The organism is Streptomyces sp. NPDC059255, from assembly GCF_042752355.1.
Classification (GTDB): Bacteria; Actinomycetota; Actinomycetes; order Streptomycetales; family Streptomycetaceae; genus Streptomyces.
Window position 1 is genome coordinate 1 of the sequence record NZ_JBHYZP010000067.1, and the last position, 21,882, is coordinate 21,882.

Genomic DNA, 21,882 nt, shown 5'->3' on the forward strand with positions numbered 1-21,882 from the left:
GAAGCTGGACCGGCGTGCGCTGCCCGCACCCGAATTCGAGTCCCCGGGAACGACTTTCGTCGCTCCGCGCAACGAGACCGAGCGTGTCCTGTGCGAGGTCTGGACCGAGGTACTGGGCTTGAACCGGGTCGGCGTGCGGGACAACTTCTTCGACCTGGGCGGTGACTCCATCATCAGCCTCCAGGTTGTTTCGCGCGCCCGCCGCGCCGGACTCGCCCTCACCTCCCGCGACGTCTTCCTCCACCCCACGCCCGCTGCTCTCGCCCCCAAGGCGGGCCGGGTCGATACCGGTCCCGTACGGCTCGCCGAACACGGAACGGTGACCGGCACCGTGGGGACGACTCCCGTACGGGAGTGGTTCTTCGAGACACATCCGGTTGCCCCGGGGCACTTCAACATGGGGGCCGGGTTCACCCTGCCGCCCGGCACGGACATCGGAGTCCTCCGTGGCGCCGTCGGCGCGCTGCTGGCTCAGCACGATGCGCTCCGCAGCACCTTCACCCGTACCGCCGAGGGGATGTGGGAGGGGGAGATCGTTTCCGGGCTGCCGCTCGACGCCGTCGTCACCATCCATGAATCCTGCTCGCTCTCGCCTTCCCCCTCCACCGTCGTCTGGGACGACCTTGTGGCCCAGGCGCATGCCGGACTCGATCTGGCCCACGGCCCGCTGTTTCGCGTACTCGTCGCCCTCCCCCGCACCGACGAGGCCGTCCACGTAGCGCTGATCGCGCATCACTTGGTGATGGACGGGGTGTCCTGGCGCATTCTGCTGGAAGATCTGGAATCCGCGTACGAGCGGATCGCGAGTGGCCGCCGGCCGGAGCTCGGTCCCAAGGGCACGTCCGTACGGCAGTGGGCGGACCGGCTTGCCGGGCACACGGCCGCCGGCGGCTTCGACGGGCAGGTGCCGTACTGGCTGGAGATGACGGAGGGCGTGACCACCAGCCTTCCCGTGGACCGTCCGGGCGGCGACAACACCGTGGAGTCCGAGCGCAGTGTCTCCCTCCGGCTGACGGCCGCAGAGACGGCTGAGCTGCTGCACGCCGTTCCGTCCGTGTACCGGACCCGGCCGAACGAAGTGCTGCTCGCCGCCCTGGCCCGGGCGGTGGAGCCGTGGGCCGGCGGGCGGCGCTGGGCGGTGGACATCGAGGCGCACGGTCGCGAGGAGATCTTCGACGACACGGATCTGACCCGTACCGTCGGCTGGTTCACCGCCATCCACCCCGTCGCCCTGGACCTTCCGAACGCCACGGAATCCGGCGCTCCGGCGGACTGGCGGCGGACGATACGGGCGGTGAAGGAGCGGCTGCGGGCCGTACCCGACCAGGGCGTCGGTTACGGAGCCCTGCGCTACCTCCGGTGTGGTCCGGGCCAGGCCGGCGCACCCCTGGCCGGCGCGCCCGTACCCGAGTTGGCCTTCAATTACCTCGGGCACTTCGGCGGAGCCGACGACCCCGGCCGCTGGGCCGGCGCCCTCACTCTCAACCCGGGGGGTGAGCACCACCCCGCCGAGCGGCGTGGCCATGTTCTGGAAGTCGTGGGGGCGGTCCAGGACGGCGTGCTGACCTTCACCTGGTCGTACTCCGACCAACTGCACGACCGTGGAACTGTCGTGGGCCTGGCCGAGCGGTACCTGGCCGAGCTGCGTTCGCTGATCGAGCACTGTGCGGGCCCCGAGGCCGGCGGCTTCTCACCCTCGGACTTCCCGCTCGTACGGCTCACCCAGGACGAGATCGATCTGATCACCGGATCCGCCCGCGCAACGGGTGGAGGCGGGGCGGAGATCGAGGACATCTACCCGCTGACGCCTCTCCAGTCGGGCATGCTCTTCCACACGCTGAGCCAGCCGGCCTCGGCATCCGGCCCCGCCTCCACCCTCGACGCGGGGTCCGAATCGGCTACGTACCTCGAACAGTTCACGTTCCTTCTCGACGGCGTCACCGATCTGGACGCCCTCGCACAGGCCTGGCAGCACGCCGTCGACGCCTCGGACGCCATGCGGGTGTCGATCGCCTGGGAAGGCGTGTCCGAGCCGGTCCAGATCGTGCACCGGAACGTCACCCTTCCCGTGACTCAGCTGGACTGGTCGGACCGTACGGAGGCTGAGTGCGGCGAGGCGCTCGCCTCACTGCTCGCCGATGACCGGGCCGTGGGGATGGCCCTCGGCCCTGGCAGGGCACCCCTCACGCGGGTGACGCTGGCCCGGCTGTCGGAGCGACGGGTACAGGTGCTCTGGTCGTTCCACCACATCCTGCTCGACGGGTGGAGCAGCGCCGCCGTGCTGTCGGACGTCATGGCCGAGTACGCGGAGCACGCCGCCGGGCGAGTCGGCGAACCTGTCCAACGGCCTGTTGCCCGTGGGGCGTTCCGCGACCACCTGGCATGGCTCGCCGCGCGCGACCGTACGGCGGGACTGGAGTTCTGGCGGAACAGGCTGGCCGGCTTCGAGGAGCCGTCCGCGCTGCCCTTCGACCGCACACCTGGCACGGCGCACCGCGCCCATTCGACGGCACGGATCTCGCTGTGCCTTCCCGCCCGGACAGCCGGCTCCGTGACGGACTTCGCCCGCCGTCACCAGGTGACCGTCGGCACGATGGTGCACGGAGCCTGGGCACTGACACTGTCCCAGTACGCGGGCTCCTCGGACGTCGTCTTCGGTACGACGGTCTCCGGGCGGCCGGCCGAACTGCCGGGAGCCGAGAGCACGGTGGGGCTGTTCATCAACACCCTGCCGGTACGCGTCGACGTCGCGCCCGCCGCACCGGTGGGCGCGTGGCTGCGGCGTATCGGCGACGAACAGGCCGAAGCGGTCGAGTACGCACACGTCGCCCTGCACGAGATGCCCACCCAAGTGGGCTCCGGGATCGCACTGTTCGACAGCCTTGTCGTGGTCGAGAACTACCCGGTGGACACCGGCGCCGGCGCGGACCACGGCATCGTGCTGTCCGGCCTCGACGCGGTGGAGTCGACGAACTACCCGCTGACCCTCACCGTCCGGCCCTCCGGCGACTTCCAGCTGACCGTCGGTTACGACCCGGCACTGTTCGACGCGGACACGGTACGGCGGCTCACCGAGAGTTGTGCCCGCTCCCTCGAAGTACTCGCCGGGGCAGGGCAGTCGGGGGACGGCGCCGAGCGGACCGTGGCCGCGCTGCCACTGCTCGGCGGGGACGAGCGCGGGCGTGTGCTCGGGGAGTGGAGCGGCAGCGTCGGCGCGTTGCGCCCCGCCGCCTCCGTACCGGAGCTCTTCGCGGGACACGTGGCGGCATCACCGGACGCGATCGCCGTACGGCACGGCCAAGTGACCCTCACGTATGCGGCCGTGAACGCACGGGCCGACCGGATCGCCGGCGCTCTGCGGGAGCGTGGCGTCGGCGTCGGATCGCGTGTCGGACTGCTGCTGGAGCGGTCGCCGGACGTGATGGTGGCAATGCTGGCAGTGCTGAAGGCGGGAGCCGCGTACGTCCCCCTGCACGCGGATCATCCGGCCGAGCGGATGGCGGAGATCCTGGGGCGCAGTGGTGCCGAGTTGCTGCTGACGGACGGAACGGCGCGCCGCGTCCCGGATCACATCGCTCTCCTCGACATGGCCCACGCGGCGGAAGGCCCGCGTGTTGTCGACTCCTCCGATGACGAGCCGGGCCACCCGGTGCCGGTGCCTGCGGCGGAGGCTCCGGCGTACGTGATGTTCACCTCCGGGTCGACCGGCGAGCCGAAGGGCGTCACCGTCACCCACCGCTCCGTCGTCGCCCTGGCCGCCGACCGCAGATGGGCCTCCGGCGCGCACCGGCACGTCCTCTTCCACTCGCCGCATTCGTTCGACGCCGCGACGTACGAGGTGTGGGCACCGCTGCTCAACGGCGGCTGCGTCGAGGTGGCCGACGAGGACCTGTCGGCGCCGGTGGTACGGCGCGCCGCCGAGCGTGGTGTCACGGCGATGTTCCTGACCACCGCGCTCTTCGGAGCACTGGCGGACGAGGACCCGGGGTGTTTCGCCGGACTGCGGGAGGTCTGGACCGGGGGCGAGGCGGCCTCCCCGACGGCGATGGCGCGGATGGCCGCGCACTGCCCGGACACGGAACTGGTCCATGTGTACGGGCCGACCGAGGCCACGACCTTCGCGCTCTGCGGCCCGGTCGGGGCCGGTGACACGGGGGGCGTACGCCCCGTACCTCTCGGCCGCCCGATGGACGACACCCTGGCCTATGTGCTCGACGGGGCCCTGCGGCCGGTCGGGGTGGGGGTGCCGGGAGAGCTCTATCTCGGTGGGTCGGGTCTCGCGCGGGGCTACGACGGCCGGGCAGCCCTGACGGCCGAGCGGTTCGTGGCAGATCCGTTCGGCTCGGGGGAGCGGCTCTACCGTACCGGTGACGTCGTACGGAGGCTGGACGACGGCCGGCTGGAGTTCCTCGGCAGGGGCGACGGACAGGTCAAGATCCGTGGCTTCCGTATCGAACTCGTGGAGATCGAGGCGGTGTTGGCGGCCCGCGACGAGGTCGGTGCCGTCGTGGTCGATGCGCGGGAGGACCGGCCGGGCGTGAAGCGGCTCGTCGGCTATCTGGTCCCGGCGACCGGCGCGACACTGGAGGTACCCGCCCTGCGCGCGTACCTGGCCGCGGTACTCCCCGCCTACATGGTGCCCGCCGCGTTCGTCGAGCTGGACGCCCTGCCCCTCACGGTCAACGGCAAGATCGACCGGCGCGCGTTGCCGGTCCCGGACGCCGCCCCCGAGTCGGTGTACGTCGCACCACGGGCCGGCACGGAGACAGCCGTCGCCGACATCTGGTCGACGGTGCTCGGCACCGAACGGATCGGCGCCCACGACGACTTCTTCGACCTCGGTGGGGACTCCATCGCGGGGCTGAAGGTGGTCTCACGCATCCGCGCCGCACTGGGCGCCGGGCTCTCCCCGCGTACGCTCTTCGACCATCCCACCGTCGCCGGCCTGTCCGTCGCCGTCGACACGGCCACGGTAGTGAGCGGGCTGCCGCTGCCCGACCCCGGAATCGCGCCCGCGGACCGGGACGGTGAGCTGCCGCTCTCGTACGCCCAGGAAAGGCTCTGGTTCCTGGACGAGTTCACACCGGGAGCCTGCGAGTACAACGTCGTCACCACGCTCCGGCTGACCGGTGCGCTGGATGTGCCGGCGCTCCGCACGGCCGTCTCCGGACTGGTCGAACGGCACGAGGCCCTGCGCACGACATTCGATTCCGTCGACGGGCGGGGCGTGCAGAGGGTCCATGCCGGACTCGACGTACAGATCCGGGTGGTCGAGGTCGGCTCGGACGCGGAGCGGGAGACGACGCTCCGCGCGGAGGCGGCGACACCGTTCGATCTGCGCACCGGGCCACTGATGCGTGCACTGCTGGTGGTGGAGTCGGAGTCGGGCTCCGCCTCCCTGCACACTCTGATGCTGACCATGCACCACATCGTCACGGACGGCTGGTCGATGGGCATCGTCACCCGGGAGCTGAGCGAGCTGTACGCCGCGGCGGTCCGGGGCACCGCCCACTCTCTTCCCGAACTCCCTTTGCAATACCCGGATTACGCAGTCTGGCAGCGCGGCCGGCTCGCGGGTGACGTGCTCGACGGACACCTGGACTACTGGCGGGAGCAGCTTCGGGAGCTGCCCGTACTCGAACTCCCGACAGACCGGCCGCGTCCGGCCGTACGGACCGGTCGTGGTGCGCTGCACACCTTCCGGGTGCCGGAGGAGCTCGCGGCCGCGCTGACCGAAGCGGCGCGCGGCCAGGGCGGGACGACCTCCATGGCGCTGACGGCGGTGACCCAGCTTCTGCTCGCACGGTACAGCGGACAGAACGACCTCGCGGTCGCCACGGCCGTTTCGGGTCGTGAACGTACCGAACTCGAAGGGCTCGTCGGCTTCTTCGTCAACACACTCGTCCTGCGGACCCGGATCGACGAGGCGGCCGACTTCGCCACTCTGCTCGGCCAGGTGCGGGAGACGACGCTCGCGGCCTTCGCCCACCAGACGGTGCCGTTCAGCCGACTGGTCGAAGAGTTGGACCCTGAGCGCGACCCGAGCAGGACGCCTCTGGTCCAGGTCGCGGTCACGCTCCAGAATGCGCCGCGCGAGACGTTCACCCTGCCCGGGCTGCGGGTGGAGGAGACGCTGCCGCCGGTGGAGACGGCACAGTTCGACCTCAACTTCGAATTCGAACCGCGTCCGGGTCAAGGGCTGTTCGCCATCGTTTCGTACAGCACGGATTTGTTCGATGCGGGGTCTGTGGAGCGGTTGGCTGGGCATTGGGTGGAGTTGGCGGGTGGGTTGGTGGCTGGTGGTGGTGGGGCTGTGTTGCGTGGGGTGTCGATGGTGGGTGGTGTGGAGTTGGAGTCTGTGGTGGGTGTGGAGTGTGGTGGGGTGGGTGTGGTGCCGGGTGGTTCGGTGGTGGATGTGTTTGCGGGGCGGGTGGCTGCTTCGCCGGGTGCGGTGGCGGTGGAGTGTGGTGGTGTGTTGTTGACGTATGGGGAGTTGGATGTGCGGGCTGAGGGGTTGGCGCGGGTGTTGTGTGCGGGTGGTGTGGGGGTGGAGTCGCGGGTGGGGTTGTTGTTGGAGCGGTCGGTGGATGTGGTGGTGGCGATGTTGGCGGTGTTGAAGGCGGGGGGTGTGTACGTTCCGTTGCATGGGGGGTTTCCGGAGGAGCGGGTGCGGGAGGTGCTGGGGCGTAGTGGTGCGGTGCTGGTGGTGACCGATCGGGGTGTGGAGATGGTCGGTGGGGTGGCGGCGGTCCGGGTCGGTGCGGGGTTGGTTGAGCAGGAGGCGTTTGAGGGGGAGTCGCTGCCTGGTTCGTTGTCGTCCGATTCTTTGGCGTATGTGATGTTTACGTCGGGGTCGTCGGGGGTGCCGAAGGGTGTGGGGGTGACGCATGGGGATGTGGTGGCGTTGGCTGCTGATTCGCGTTGGTCGTCGGGTGCCCATGAGCGCGTGTTGTTTCACTCTCCGCATTCGTTTGATGCGGCGACGTATGAGGTGTGGGTGCCGTTGCTGAATGGTGGGACGGTGGTGGTGGCCGAGGCCGAACTGTCGGCGGGTGTGGTGCGGCATGCCGTGCGCCGTGGGGTGACGGGGGTCTTTCTGACGAAGGCGTTGTTCGATTTGCTGGCTGAGGAGGATGCGGGGTGTTTCGGGGGGCTTCGTGAGGTGTGGACGGGGGGTGAGGCGGCGTCGGGTGCGTCGATGGCACGGGTCCTGGAGGCGTGTCCGGGGCTGGATCTGGTGCATGTGTACGGGCCGACCGAGTCGACGACGTTTGCCGTGTGCGGTCCGGTGACCGGGGTGGATGTGGTGGGTGGGGTGGTTGCGTTGGGTGGTCCGATGGATGGTACGTGGGCTTATGTGCTGGATGGTGGGTTGTGTCGGGTGGGTGTGGGGGTGCCGGGTGAGTTGTATTTGGGTGGTGGGGGGCTTGCGCGGGGTTATGACGGTCAGGGTGGGTTGACGGCGGAGCGGTTTGTTGCGGATCCGTTCGGTTCCGGAGGCAGGCTCTACCGGACGGGTGATGTGGTGCGGTGGCGTGGGGATGGGCGGTTGGAGTTTTTGGGTCGGCGGGATGGTCAGGTGAAGATCCGGGGGTTCCGGATCGAGTTGGCGGAGGTCGAGGCGGTGCTGTCGCGTCATGCGGGGGTGGGGCGGGTTTCGGTCGTGGTCCGTGAGGACCGTCCGGGGGCGAAGCGGCTGGTGGCCTACCTGGTCCCGGCCGCTGGACCCGCCGACGCGGCAGACGGGGTGGTCGTTGGGGGGTTGCGTGCGTATGCGGCCGGGTTGCTTCCGGAGTACATGGTGCCGTCGGCGTTCGTGGTGCTGGATGGTCTGCCGTTGACGGTGAACGGCAAGGTCGATGTCCGTGCGCTGCCCGTGCCGGATCTGGGTTCGGGTGCTTCCGAGTATGTTGCTCCGCGTACGGAGACGGAGCAGGCCCTTGCGGCGGTGTGGTCGCAGGTGCTGGGTGTCGGGCGGGTCGGGGTGCACGACAACTTCTTCTCCCTCGGCGGCGACTCCATCTCCAGCCTCCAAGTCGTCTCCCGGGCCCGCCGTGCCGGGATCGCCCTCACCTCGCGTGATGTGTTCCTCCGGCAGAACATTTCCGACCTCGCCGCGTCCGCCACCGCTGCCGCACCCGCAACCGGCCCCGCCGCGCCGCAGGGTGTGGTGGTCGGCCCCGTCGGGCCGACGCCGATCCGCGAGTGGTTCTTCGCGCACCACCCCGTCGCGCCGCATCACTTCGCGATGTCCATGGCCTTCGAGCTGGTCCCCGGCGCCGACCTGACCGCTCTGCGCTCCGCCGTCGCCGCGCTGGTGGCCCAGCACGACGCGCTGCGCACGCTCTTCACCCGTACCGAAGCCGGCGGCTGGACCGGGCGCATCACCCCGGCCGTCGACCTGGACGTGGTGTTCACCGTCCACGACCTCACCTGTACGTCCGATCTCACGCGTGCGGACGGAGCGGATGACGTCGAAACCGACGTCGACGTCGATGACGCCGAAGCCGCCGCCTGGCAGGAGTACGTACGCGCCGCCCAGAGCGGGATGGACCTCTCCCGGGGGCCGCTGTTCCGGGTTCTCGTCGGGGACCGTGGCCCGGACCGGCCCGCGTGGCTGTTCGTCGCCGCGCACCATCTGCTGGTCGACGGAGTCTCCTGGCGCATCCTGCTGGAGGACCTGACCCGGGCGTACGGGCAGGCCGTCGCGGGGCGCCCCGTACAGCTCGGGGAGAAGAGCACGTCCGTCGCCCAATGGGCCGACCGGCTGGCCGGCCATGTCGTCGCAGGTGGCTTCGGCGACCAGGCCGGCCACTGGCGCGCGGTCACCGACGCGGCCGTCACCGAGCTGCCGGTCGACCTCCCGGGTGGCGGTAACACGATGGCCGTCCAGGCAACGTACGACCTCACCCTGGACGCCGAGGAGACCGGGGCTCTGCTGCACCGGGTACCCGACGCGTACCGGACGCGTACCGACGACGTGCTGCTGACCGCCCTCGCCCGCACCCTCCGGGCGTGGACGGGGCGCGAACGCACGGCAGTTGCCGTGGAGGGACACGGCCGTGAGGAACTGTTCGCCGACGTGGACCTGACCCGTACGGTCGGCTGGTTCACCTCGATCCACCCGGTCGCCCTCGCCCTTCCCCGCGGTGACGGCCAGGACGGTGCTGCGGGCGACGACCTGGCCGCCTCGCTCAAGTCCGTGAAGGAGCAGCTCAGGTCGGTGCCTCAGCGAGGGATCGGGTACGGCGCGCTGCGCCATCTCGCGGCGGCGGGCGATCCCGGCCGTCCCGGACCGCTCGCCGGCGCCGACGAGCCTCGTATCAGCTTCAACTATCACGGCCGGTTCGATGCCACCGGGGACGACGCGAGCTCGTCCGGCGCCGGACCGATACGGTCCGTCCTCCCCGCCCTCGGGCAGGACCACCACCCGGACGAGCAGCGGGCCCATCTCATCGATGTGATCGGTGTGGTGAGCGAGGGACGGCTGACCTTCACCTGGACGTACTCGACCGAACTGCATCTCCCGTCGACCGTCGAACGGCTGGCCCGCGCCTTCGCCGCCGAGATCCGCGCGCTCGTACACCACTGCACCCGGCCCGGAACCGGCGGCCGCACCCCCTCCGACTTCCCCCTCGCCCGGCTCGACCAGGCGGCCGTCGACGCCCTGGCCGGCACGGATGCCTCCAGCTCCGAGGTCGAGGACATCTATCCGCTCACCCCCATGCAGAGCGGCATGCTGCTCCACACCCTGACCGACCCCGGTGTCTACCTCGACCAGGTGTCCTTCCTCCTCGAAGGCGCCGAGGACCCCGGACTGCTGGCCACCGCCTGGCAGCGGCTCGTGGACGCGACGCCCGCGCTCCGTACCCACCTGGTGTGGGAGGGTGTGCCCGAGCCCCTTCAAGTGGTACGACGGCGCGCCGTCCTCGACATCCGGCAGCTCGACTGGATCGGTGTCCCGATGCCGGAACAGGCCGTGCTGCTGGACCGGTTGACGGCCGACGAGCACGCGGCCGGCATCGATCTGTCGACCGGGCCGCTGATGCGGCTCGTTCTGGTGCGGGTGTCCGGAGCCGCCGTGCGGGTGGTGTGGACCTTCCACCACGTGGTGCTCGACGGCTGGAGCACCACGCAGATCTTCGAGGACGTCTTCGCCCAGTACCGGTCGCTCCGCGACGCGGCCGGCGCATCCGAACCGTCGGCCGGGTCGGCCGGGTCGGCCGCGCGGCCGGACGCCCGGGCGGCCGTGCGTCCAGAGGCCCGGGCGGCCGTGCCGATGACCCGTCCGCCGTTCCGGGACTACGTGGCGTGGCTGGGCCGGCAGGACACCGGGGCCGCCCGGGCCTACTGGCGCGCCGCCCTGGCCGGGTTCCGCTCACCCACCCCGCTGCCGGCCGACCGCCGGTCCGCCCCGGGACACCGCTCCCACGCGGCCGAGCGGGTACGGATCGAACTCACGGCGGCGCAGGCCGGAGCCCTGTCGGAGCTGGCGGCTCGCCATCACCTCACCCTGAACACGGTGGTACAGGGAGCCTGGGCCGTGCTCCTCTCCCGCTATGCGGGCGAGAGCGACGTGTGCTTCGGCGCGACGGTCTCCGGACGCCCGGCGGAGCTTCCCGGCATGGAGTCCACGGTCGGCAACTTCCTCAACACACTGCCCGTCCGGATCCGCACGACCGGCCCCGACGGCGAGAGCCTGCTCGACTGGCTCGGCCGGATCCAGAGTGAACAGGCCGAGGCACGGGGCTACGAACACCTCGCCCTCCGTGACATCCGCGAGTGCGCCGAACTGCCGCCAGGGACCGAGCTGTTCGAGTCCCTTGTCGTCTTCGAGAACTACCCCGGCAACGAGGAGGCCGCCGCCGCACACGGACTGCGCGTCACCGATGTCACCGCCGTCGACACGGCCGGCTACCCCCTCGACCTGACCGCCTACACCGACACGGACAAGCTGGCGCTCGTGCTCGCCTTCGACCCGGAGCTCTTCGACCGGGACAGGATCGACCACATGGCCGAGCACCTCGCCGTACTGCTGCGGAGCATGCCCGAGCACGCACACCGTCCGCCCGCGGAACTGCCGCTGCTCTCCGCCGCCGGGAACGCGCGGCTGCTCGGTGCGGACGGCTGGAGCGGTGCCGCGATCCCCTTCGCCCACGGCGTCTGCCTGCACGAACTCATCGCCGGCCAGGCACGCAGCACACCCCTGGCCGAAGCCGTGCTCTCCGGGACCCGTTCGCTCACCTACGCCGAACTCGACACGCGCGCCAACCGGCTCGCCCAGCACCTCGTCACCCTCGGCGTCGGCCCGGGGACCGTGACCGCCATCTGCCTCGAACGCGGGGTCGACATGGTCGTCGCCCTGTTCGGCGTCCTCAAGGCGGGCGGCGCCTACGTACCGCTCGACCCGGCACACCCGGCCGAACGGCTGGAGTACGTGCTCGCCGACAGCGCCGCCACCCTGGTCGTCACCCAGCGCTCCCTCGCCGGCGACCTGCCCGCCACGCCTGTGCCGGTGCTGACCCTCGACACGGAGGCGGGGCGGTTCGAGGCGCTGCCCGACCGGGTCCCGGAGACCGGTGTGACGCCGCGCGACGCCGCGTACGTCATCTACACCTCCGGCTCCACCGGGCGGCCCAAGGGCGTACTGGTCGAGCACCGCAGCGTCAGCCATGGCGCGGCGTCGTGGAACGCGGCGTACGGGTTCACGGGCGACACGGCGATCCCGGCACCGAACGGCCCCCGTGGCCGCGGCGACACCGACGGGCCGGTACGTCAGCTCAATGTGGCCAGCATGTCCTTCGACGTCTTCGTCTCCGACCTGGTGCACGCCCTCTGCCACGGTGGGGCCCTGGTCATCGCCCCCTCCGAAGCCGTCGCCGACCCCGCGCGGCTGCTCGACCTCATCCGCTCCGCCCGGGTCACCCACCTCGACACCGTCCCGGCGCTGGCCACCGCGCTCGTCGACGAGGCGGCCCGGCGGGGGGAACCGCTCCCGCCGCTGCGGGTGCTGGCCGCCGGCGCCGACCTGTGGCGTACCGACGACTGCCGCAGACTGCTGGAGCGGGCCGACACGGCCACCACCGTCCTCAACACGTACGGCGTCACCGAGGCCACGGTGGAGTCCTCCCTCTACCCCGCCGTACGCGGCGCGCTGCCCGACACCGCCGGAGTGCCCATCGGCCGGCCCAACCCCGGCATCCGGATGTACCTCCTCGACGCGGCACTGAGGCCCGTGCCCGTCGGTGTGACCGGCGACCTGTACGTGGGCGGGCCGAGCGTGGCCCGTGGCTATCTGAACCGGCCCGCCCTGACCGCGGAGCGCTTCGTCGCCGACCCCTTCGGTGGTGATCCGACGGACCGGCTGTACCGGACCGGCGACCGCGCCAGATACCTTCCCGACGGGAGCATCGAGTTCGCGGGCCGGGCGGACGAGCAGCTGAAGGTACGCGGATTCCGCATCGAGCCCGGCGAGATCGAGGCCGCCCTGCGCCTGCACCCCTCCGTGGCACGGGCCGTGGTCGCGGCACGCCAGGACGACGGCGGCGCGATGCGTCTGGTGGGCTACGCGGTCGTACGGGACGGGCACGCCTTCGAGCCGGGTCCGCTGCGCACGCACCTCAAGGGCCTGCTGCCCGGCTACATGGTGCCGTCGGCCTTCGTGGAGCTCGCGGAACTGCCGCTGAACGCGAACGGCAAGGTCGACCGCAGGGCACTGCCCGCGCCCGGGCCCGCGGCACAGAGCGGCGCCGCGTACGTCGCGCCGCGGAACACGGGCGAGGAAGTGCTGGCGGGGATCTGGCAGGAGGTGCTCGGTACGGAACGCGTCGGCGCCGAGGACGACTTCTTCGACCTGGGCGGCAACTCCATCCAGATCCTCCAGGTCATCTCCCGGATCCGTACGGCCTTCGGAGTCGCGTTCTCGGTCCGCGCGTTCTACGACGCGCCCACGGTCGCCGGTCTCGCGACGGCGGTGGAGGAACGCATCCTCCAGGAACTCGAAGAGTCGATACGGCAGCAGTGAGAGCCGAGTGCCGAGCACCGAGCACTGTGCACCGAGCAGGAATCAGTCATAGGGGGATTCATGAACACGGCGTCCTCGCCGAACCGGAAGTCCGCGCCCGTCACGGCAGTTGACGAGGGCCGACCGGTGCCGCAGAGCTGGAACGACACCGCACGGACCGATCTGCTCGGTGCCTCCGTGCTCGGGGCCGTCCTCCGCTGGGCCGAACGAACTCCGGACGCCCTCGCGATCGAGGAGGCGGGCGAGGGAGGCAGGAGCCTGACATACCGCCAACTCATGGACCGGTCGACGGGGTTGGCTCGCCGACTGCGCGCGCACGGTGTGGCACGCGAGGCGAGGGTGGGAGTCAGCCTCGACCGCTCGGCCGATCTGATCGTGTCGTTGCTCGCGGTGCTCCGGGCCGGCGGTACGTACGTGCCGATCGACCCCGGGTACCCCGCCGACCGTATCGCCTACCTCCTGGCGGACAGCGGGCCGCAGGTGCTCGTGACACGACGGGGCGGGCACGCGGGCGCGGGTACGGGTACGGGTGTCGAGTCGGTGCGGGCGGTCCTGGAGCCGGCGGAACTTGACGCGGCCGTCTCCGAGGAGCCCGTGGACGACGAGTCCGTGGACGGGGAACCCGTGGCGATGGACAGCGCCGCGTACGTGATCTACACCTCGGGATCGACCGGCCGCCCCAAGGGCGTGGTCGTACCCCACGCGGGTCTGCTCGGTCTGGCGGTCTCCCATGCCGAGGCGCTCGGCCTGGACGGCCGGAGCCGGGTGCTCCAATACGTGTCGCCCAGCTTCGACGTCGCCATGGCCGACATCCTGATGACGCTCACCGCGGGGGCCACGCTCGTCCTGGCCTCCGGCCAGCCCCTGGGGGACGAGCTGATGAGCCTGCTCGCCGAGCGGCGCGTCACCCATCTCATGGTGCCCCCTGTCGTCCTCGGCACCCTCCCCGAAGGTGAACTGCCTCACCTGCGCACCCTGGTGGTCGGTGGCGAGACCTGCCCCGAGGACATCGTCGCCCGCTGGTCGGCCGGCGGCCGCCGGGTGCTCAACGCCTACGGGCCGACCGAGGTCACCGTCTGCGCCACCCTCAGCGCGCCGCTCCCCGCCGACGGCACGGGGCCGTATCCGATCGGCGCCCCGATCGCCAACACCCGGGCCCAGGTGCTCGACGACGCGCTGCGGCCCGCACCGGTCGGGAGCTGGGGCGAGCTCTATCTGGGCGGCGCCCTCGCCCGCGGCTACCACGGCCGGGCCGGGCTGAGCGCCGGACGGTTCGTCGCCGACCCGTTCGGCTCGGGCGAGCGGCTGTACCGGACCGGGGACGTCGTGCGCTGGCGGAGCGACGGAACGCTGGAGTACGGCGGACGCACCGACGACCAGGTGAAGATCCGCGGCCTGCGCATCGAACCCGGCGAGATCGAGGCCGTGCTGGCGCGCCACCCCGAGGTGCGCAGCGCCGTCGTCGTGGCCCGGGAGGACCACCCGGGAGCGAAACGGCTCGCCGCCTACCTCGTACCGGAACACGGGGACGGCCTGGACGTGCAGGCCCTGCGCTCCCATGTCGCGGACCTGCTCCCCGAGTTCATGGTTCCCGCCGCCTTCGTCACGCTGGACGCGCTGCCGCTGACCGCCAACGGCAAGCTGGACCGCCGCGCGCTGCCCGTACCCGAGTACGCGACGGACCGTGCGGCGCGGCCGTACCGTGCCCCCCGCAACGGTACCGAACAGTCGCTGTGCACCATCTGGTCCGAGATCCTCGGCGTCGAACAGGTGGGCGCCGAGGACGACTTCTTCGCCCTCGGCGGCGACTCCATCCTCGCCCTGCAAGTGGTCTCCCGGGTACGGAGCGCCACCTCCGTCTCGCTCTCCTGGCGCACCCTGTTCGACCGGCCCACGGTGGAGGCCCTGGCGGAGGCGGTGGATACTGCGGGTGGCGCGGGCCCGGCGGGCGGTGAGCCGCTCACCGCTCCGCAGGCCGCGATCCCGGTCGCCGACCGTGGCACCGCCCTGCCGCTCCCCCTCGCCCCGGGGCAGCAACGCCTCTGGTTCCTCGACGAATTCACCCCGGAGAGCGTCGAGTACAACACCGCCGCCGCGCTGCGGCTGACGGGCGAACTCGACGGCACCGCCCTGCGCGAGGCCGTCGCCGAGCTGGTGGCCCGCCATGAATCCCTCCGTACCACCTTCGCGTCCGTCGACGGCCGCCCGGTGCAGGTGGTCCACGCGGCGGGCGCGGCGGCGCCGGCCGTGCCCCTGCACACCATCGATCTGTCGACGCTCGCGGAGCACGCCCGCGCCGAGGCGCTGGACGCGGCGCTCCGTACGGAACAGGCCACACCGTTCGACCTGCGCACCGGACCGCTGCTGCGCATCCTGACGATCCGCCTCGCCCCGGCGGAACACGTACTGATGGCCACCCTGCACCACATCGTGACCGACGGGTGGTCGGTGGGCGTGCTCGTACGGGACCTGGGCGCGCTGTACGCGGCGGCCGTACGGGGAGACCGCGCGGCGCTGCCGGCGCTGCCGGTCCAGTACGCGGACTACGCCCTGTGGCAGCGGGACGCCCTGGCCGGCTCGGCACTGGACGGTCAACTCGACTACTGGCGTGGGCGGCTGGCGGGCCTGGAGCCGTTGGAGCTGCCGACGTCGCGGCCGCGCCCGGCGGTCCGTACCGCGGCCGGTGCGGTCCACACCTTCGAGGTGCCGCGGGAGCTCGCCGATGAGCTGGCCGCGCTGGGCCGCGCCGAGCGGGCCAGCCTGTTCATGGTGCTCACGGCGGTGACGCAGCTGCTGCTGGCGCGCTACAGCGGACGCGCGGACATCGCGATCGGCACCGTCACCTCCGGGCGGGACCGCGAGGAGACGGAGAACCTGATCGGCTTCTTCGTCAACACGCTGGTCCTCCGTACGCGGGTCGACGAGAGCCGTTCGTTCCGCGATCTCCTCGCCTCGGTCCGCGACACCACGCTGGAGGCGTTCGCCCACCAGGACGTGCCGTTCGACCGTCTGGTCGACGCGCTCGCACCCGAACGGGACACGAGCAGGACCCCGCTGGTACAGGCGGCGATCGTGCTCCAGAACGCCTTCGGCGATCTGGAGACCTTCGGGGAGATGGCCGCGGAACGGGAGTACGTGCCGCGCGAGTCGTCCCGGTTCGACCTGACCTTTGAGTTCTGGCGCCACGACGGCGGGCTGTCGGGCGAGCTGGAGTACAGCACGGACCTGTTCGACGGCGTGCTGATGGAGCGGCTGTGCCGTCATTGGGTCGAGCTGGCGGGTGTGGTGGTGGGCGGCGGTGCCGGACGCCGTCTGTCGGGTATCGGGCTGGTGGTGGGTGCTGAGCGCGATGTGCTGGCGGGCGGTTGGGGTGCGTCGGGTGTGGGCTCGGGCGCGGTGGGAGTGTCCCTGTGGGACGTGGTGGACCGGTGGGTGACGGAGACGCCGGGTGCGGTCGCGCTGGCCAGCGGCGAAGTGTCCCTGTCGTACGGGGAGTTGGCCGAGCGGGTCGAGCGGTTGGCGGGGTGGCTGGCGGCTGAGGGGGTCGGGGTCGAGACGCGGGTGGGTGTGTGCCTGCCGCGGGGTGTGGACTGGCTGGTGGCGTTGCTGGCGGTGGTGCGGGTGGGGGGTGTGTATGTGCCGCTGGATCCGGAGTGGCCGGTGGAGCGGTCGGAGTTCGTGCGGGCGGACAGCGGGGTGACGCTGGTGGTGACGGGGAAGTGGCTGGCGGGGTTGAGCCTCAAGGGTGCTCCTCAAGGCGATTCGGGTGCGGTGGCGCCCCGGGTGTCCGTGCCGCTGTCGTCCGCGGCGTATGTGATCTACACGTCGGGTTCGACGGGGGTACCGAAGGGCGTGGTGGTGTCCCACACGGGTGTGGCGGGGTTTGTCGCCGCGGTGGGTGAGCGCTTCGGGCTGGATGGCGGGTCGAGGGTGCTGCAGCTGGCGTCGGCCGGGTTCGACGCGTCGATGATGGAGCTGCTGATGGCGTTCGGCGGCGGAGGGACACTGGTGGTCCCCGAGGGCGGCCGGGCTTTGGTGGGGCGGGAGTTGTTCGACGTGTTGGCGGGGGAGCGGGTGACGCACGCGCTGGTGCCGCCGACGGTGTTGGGGAGCGTTCCGGCCGGTGACCTGCCGGGGCTCCGGGTGCTGGTGTCGGGCGGGGAGGCGTTGGGTGCGGGGCTGGTCGAGCGGTGGTCGCCGGGGCGCCGGATGTTCAACGCGTACGGCCCGACGGAGGTGACGATCGCCGCGTCGTTCAGCGGGGTGTTGCAGGGTGACGGGGGCGTGCCGCCGATCGGTGTTCCGGTGGGGGGTGCGCGGGTGGCGGTGCTGGACGGCTGGCTGCGTCGGGTGCCCGCCGGAGTGGTCGGTGAGCTGTATGTGGCGGGCGTGGGGTTGGCGCGGGGATATCACGGTCGTGCGGGGCTGACGGCCGGTCGCTTCGTGGCGGATCCGTTCGGTTCGGGCGGGCGGTTGTACCGGACGGGCGACCTGGTGCGGTGGCGTGAGGACGGCCAGTTGGAGTTTGTGGGTCGTGTGGACGACCAGGTGAAGGTGCGGGGTCTGCGGATCGAGCTGGGCGAGGTCGAGGCCGTGGTGGGGCGCCACGGTGCGGTCGGCCAGGTGTCGGTGGTGGTGCGTGAGGACCGTCCGGGCGTGAAGCAGCTCGTCGCGTATGTGGTGCCGGCGGGCGCACAGGCCGCTGAGGGCGCTGAGGGCGCTGAGGGCATGGAGGGTGCCGAGGGGCCGTACGGTTCCGAGGGCGTGGAGGGTGCCGGTGGCGCAGAGGGTGCTGACGGTCCGCACCGTGCCGGCGGTGTGGACGTGGGTGGACTGCGGGAGTTCGTCGCGGGTGAGTTGCCGGTGTACATGGTGCCGTCGGCGTTCGTGGTGCTGGACGCGCTCCCCGTGAACGCCAGCGGCAAGGTCGACCGCGCAGCCCTGCCCGCCCCGGAATCCGGGTCGGCCGCCGGGTACACGGCTCCTCGTACGGACACGGAGCGGGCGCTCTGCGAGATCTGGGCCGAGGTGCTCGGACTTGAGCGGGTCGGCGTGGACGACAATTTCTTCTCCCTGGGCGGTGATTCGATCCTGAGCATCCAGGTCGTCTCCCGGGCCCGGCAGGCCGGCTTCGAGCTCTCCTCCCGTGACATCTTCGCCCGTCAGACCGTCTCCGCCCTCGCCGCCGGTGTGAGCGTGATCGGCACGGGCCCCGCCGTACTGGCGGAGCAGGGCACGGTGTCGGGCGAGGCCGGCACGACCCCCATCCGGGAGTGGTTCTTCGCCCACCACCCGGTGGCGCCCGAGCACTTCAACATGGCGATGGAGTTCACCCCCGCCCCCGGCACGGCCCCGGACACCCTTCGGCATGCGCTGGCCGCCGTGCTGGCGCACCACGACGCGTTGCGGACCGTCTTCGTACGGACCGAGCACGGAGAGTGGACCGGACGGATCCAGCAGCAGCTCGATCTCGACGAAGTGTTTACGGTGCACGAGCTGCCCGGAGAGCAGAGGGACGCCGATGCCGATGCCGACGCCGTCTGGCGGGAGCTGACCGGGCGGGCGCAGGCGGGGTTCGACCTGGCTCGGGGCCCGCTGATACGGGTGCTCGTCGGCGTCCCGGCCGACGGTGCCACCCATGTGACCCGCGTCCTCGTCGCCGTGCACCACCTGATGATGGACGGGGTGTCCTGGCGCATTCTGCTGGAGGACCTGGCCACCGCCCATGCCCAGGTCTGCTCGGGCCGCCCCGTCGATCTCGGAGTGAAGACCACCTCCGTACGGCAGTGGGCGAAACGCCTCACCGAGCACACCGAGCGTGGTGGCTTCGAGGCCGAGCGCGACCACTGGCGGTCGGTTGCCGAGCACGCGCACAACGGGTCCGTACCCCTCGACGTCCCGGACGGGGACAACACAGTGGCGGCCCAGGAGACGGTCTGCGTGGCGCTCGCCCGGGAGCAGACGCGAGCGCTGCTCCACGAGATCCCGCCGGTCTACCGCACGCAGGTGAACGACGTACTGCTGACGGCGCTCGCCCGGACGCTGCGTACCTGGACCGGCCACGACCGGATCGCCGTGGACCTGGAGGGGCACGGTCGCGAGGACATCTTCGACGACATCGACCTGACCCGCACCGTCGGCTGGTTCACCACGATGTACCCGATCGCTCTTGCCCTCCCCGAGGACGACGACTGGGGCGCGGCCATCAAGTCGGTGAAGGAGCAACTGCGTGCGGTCCCGGCGCGCGGCATCGGCTACGGCGCACTGTGCCACCTTGCGGCAGGCTCGGCCTCGGCCTCGGCCTCGGTATCGGTATCGGTATCGGCCTTGGCTTCGGCTTCGGACGATGCCGATGGGAGCACTGCTGGAGCCGAACCGCAGATCAGCTTCAACTATTTGGGTCAACTCGACGGCCTGACAAGCAACCAGGACCTCTACCGGTCGATGAGGATGAACCCGGGCGGTGAGTTCAGCCCCGCCGAGGCCCGACCGCACGAGGTGGATGTGATCGGGGAGGTACGGGACGGAAGGCTCATCCTGACCTGGTCGTACTCCGGCGCCCGGCACCATCGGAGCACCATCGAACGCCTGGCCGCCGACATGGCCGGCGAACTGGACGCCTTCCTGCGCCACTGCACCGAGCCCGGAGCCGGCGGCCGTACCCCCTCCGATTTCCCGCTCGTCACGCTTTCCCAGCACGAGGTGGACCACCTTCTCCACGGCGACGGTCAAGCCGTCGATGGCGTGGAGGACATCTACCCGCTGACGGCGCTCCAGGCCGGCATGGTCTTCCACGCCTTGGCCGAACCCGACTCTCCCTCGTATCTCGAACAGTTCTCCTTCGCCCTCCAAGGCGCGCACGACATCGACGCCCTCCGCACGGCCTGGCGGCGGACGGTGGAGAGCGCGGACGCCTTGCGTGTCTCCCTGGCCTGGCGGGGAATCGGCCGGCCCGTGCAGCTGGTACACCGCCGGGTCACGCTGCCCGTGCGGACGCTGGACTGGTCGGACCTGGCCGCCGCCGAGCACGAGGAGGCGCTGCGCCTGCTGCTGGAGGAGGACCGGGCGCGCGGCATCGACCTGGAGGTCGCGCCGCTGATGCGGCTCACACTGATCCGGCTCTCGCCCGACGCCGTCAGGGTGGTGTGGACCTTCCACCATCTCCTGCTGGACGGCTGGAGCACAGCCGCGCTTCTCTCCGACGTGATCACCGAGTACGCGGCCCTCACCGGCCGGGACGGACGGAGCGGTAGCGGCATCGGCGAGTCGGTGGACCGGATGGGCCGGGCGCCCTTCCGGGACTATCTGGAGTGGCTCGTCGCACGCGACGCATCGGCCGGCCGGGCCTTCTGGAAGGAGCGGCTGGCCGGCTTCACGGAGCCGACGGCCCTGCCGTACGACCACGCCCCGCAGGGCAGGGCGAGCCATGGCCGGTCGACCGCACGGGTCTCGCTCGACGCGTCCGAGACCCTGTCGATACGGGTCACCGGCTTCGCCCGGCAGAACGGGCTGACGGTGAACGCCCTGGTCCAGGGGGCGTGGGCGCTGCTGCTCGCGCAGTACGCGGGATCGTCGGACGTGGTGTTCGGTACGACGGTCTCCGGCCGCCCGGCGGATCTGCCGGGGTCCGGGGACATCCTCGGTCTGTTCATCAACACGCAACCGGTCCGCGTACGGGTCGACCCCCGCCTGACCGTGTCGGAATGGCTCGGCGACCTTCAGGCCGCCCAGGTCGAGGCCCGTCGGTACGAGGACATCGCGCTCAGCGATCTGGACACCGAACTTCCGCCCGGTGCCCCGCTCTTCGACAGTCTGCTCGTCTTCGAGAACTACCCGATCGACACGGAGGGCACGGAACGCTTCGGCCTCTCGCTCCGCGATATCGAGGTCAACGAGACCACCAACTACCCGCTGGCCATGACGGCCTACGCGGGCGACCGGCTGCGATTCGACCTCGGGTACGACCCCGCCCGCTTCGACGGAGAGACGGTACGCCGCCTCGCGGCCCAGGTGGAGCACCTGCTCCATGCCCTCAGCGCCGACCCCGGCGCCCGCATCGGGTCACTGCCGCTACTGCCGGACGACGAACGGGAACGGCTGCTCCTGGACTGGAGCGCCGGCGCGGGCGCGGGCGCCACCACGGAATTCTCGATCGTGGACAGCTTCGGCCACCAGGTGGCAAGCAGCCCGGGTGCGGTGGCGGTGGAGTGCGGTGATGTGTCGTTGACATACAGGGAGTTGGATGCGCGGGCGGAGGGGTTGGCGCGGGTGTTGTGTGCGGGTGGTGTGGGGGTGGAGTCGCGGGTGGGGTTGTTGTTGGAGCGGTCGGTGGATGTGGTGGTGGCGATGTTGGCGGTGTTGAAGGCGGGTGGTGTGTACGTTCCGTTGCATGGGGGGTTTCCGGAGGAGCGGGTGCGGGAGGTGCTGGGGCGTAGTGGTGCGGTGCTGGTGGTGACCGATCGGGATGTGGAGATGGTCGGTGGGGTTGGGGCGGTTGCTGTGGGTTCTGGTCGTGTGGGGGAGGGGGGTGCGGTTCTTCCTGGGGTTCCGTCGGGTTCTTTGGCGTATGTGATGTTTACGTCGGGGTCGTCGGGGGTGCCGAAGGGTGTGGGGGTGACGCATGGGGATGTGGTGGCGTTGGCTGCTGATTCGCGTTGGTCGTCGGGTGGGCATGAGCGGGTGTTGTTTCATTCGCCGCATTCGTTTGATGCGGCGACGTATGAGGTGTGGGTGCCGTTGTTGAATGGTGGGACGGTGGTGGTGGCTGAGGGTGAGTTGTCGGTGGGTGTGGTGCGGGGTGCGGTGGGGTGTGGGGTGACGGGGTTGTGGGTGACGGCGGCGTTGTTCGGGGTGTTGGT

At 71.1% G+C, this 21,882-nt stretch carries 2 protein-coding genes; both read left to right on the top strand.

From position 1 onward, the window contains the following. Positions 1-13,024, top strand: a 13,024-nt coding sequence (locus tag ACFXKG_RS40095; RefSeq protein WP_384850206.1) for an amino acid adenylation domain-containing protein, incomplete at its 5' end; no start/stop codon positions are given. Positions 13,025-13,084: 60 nt separating this feature from the next. Then, positions 13,085-21,882: amino acid adenylation domain-containing protein (locus tag ACFXKG_RS40100; protein ID WP_384850209.1), on the top strand; the 8,798-nt coding region annotated here is incomplete at its 3' end.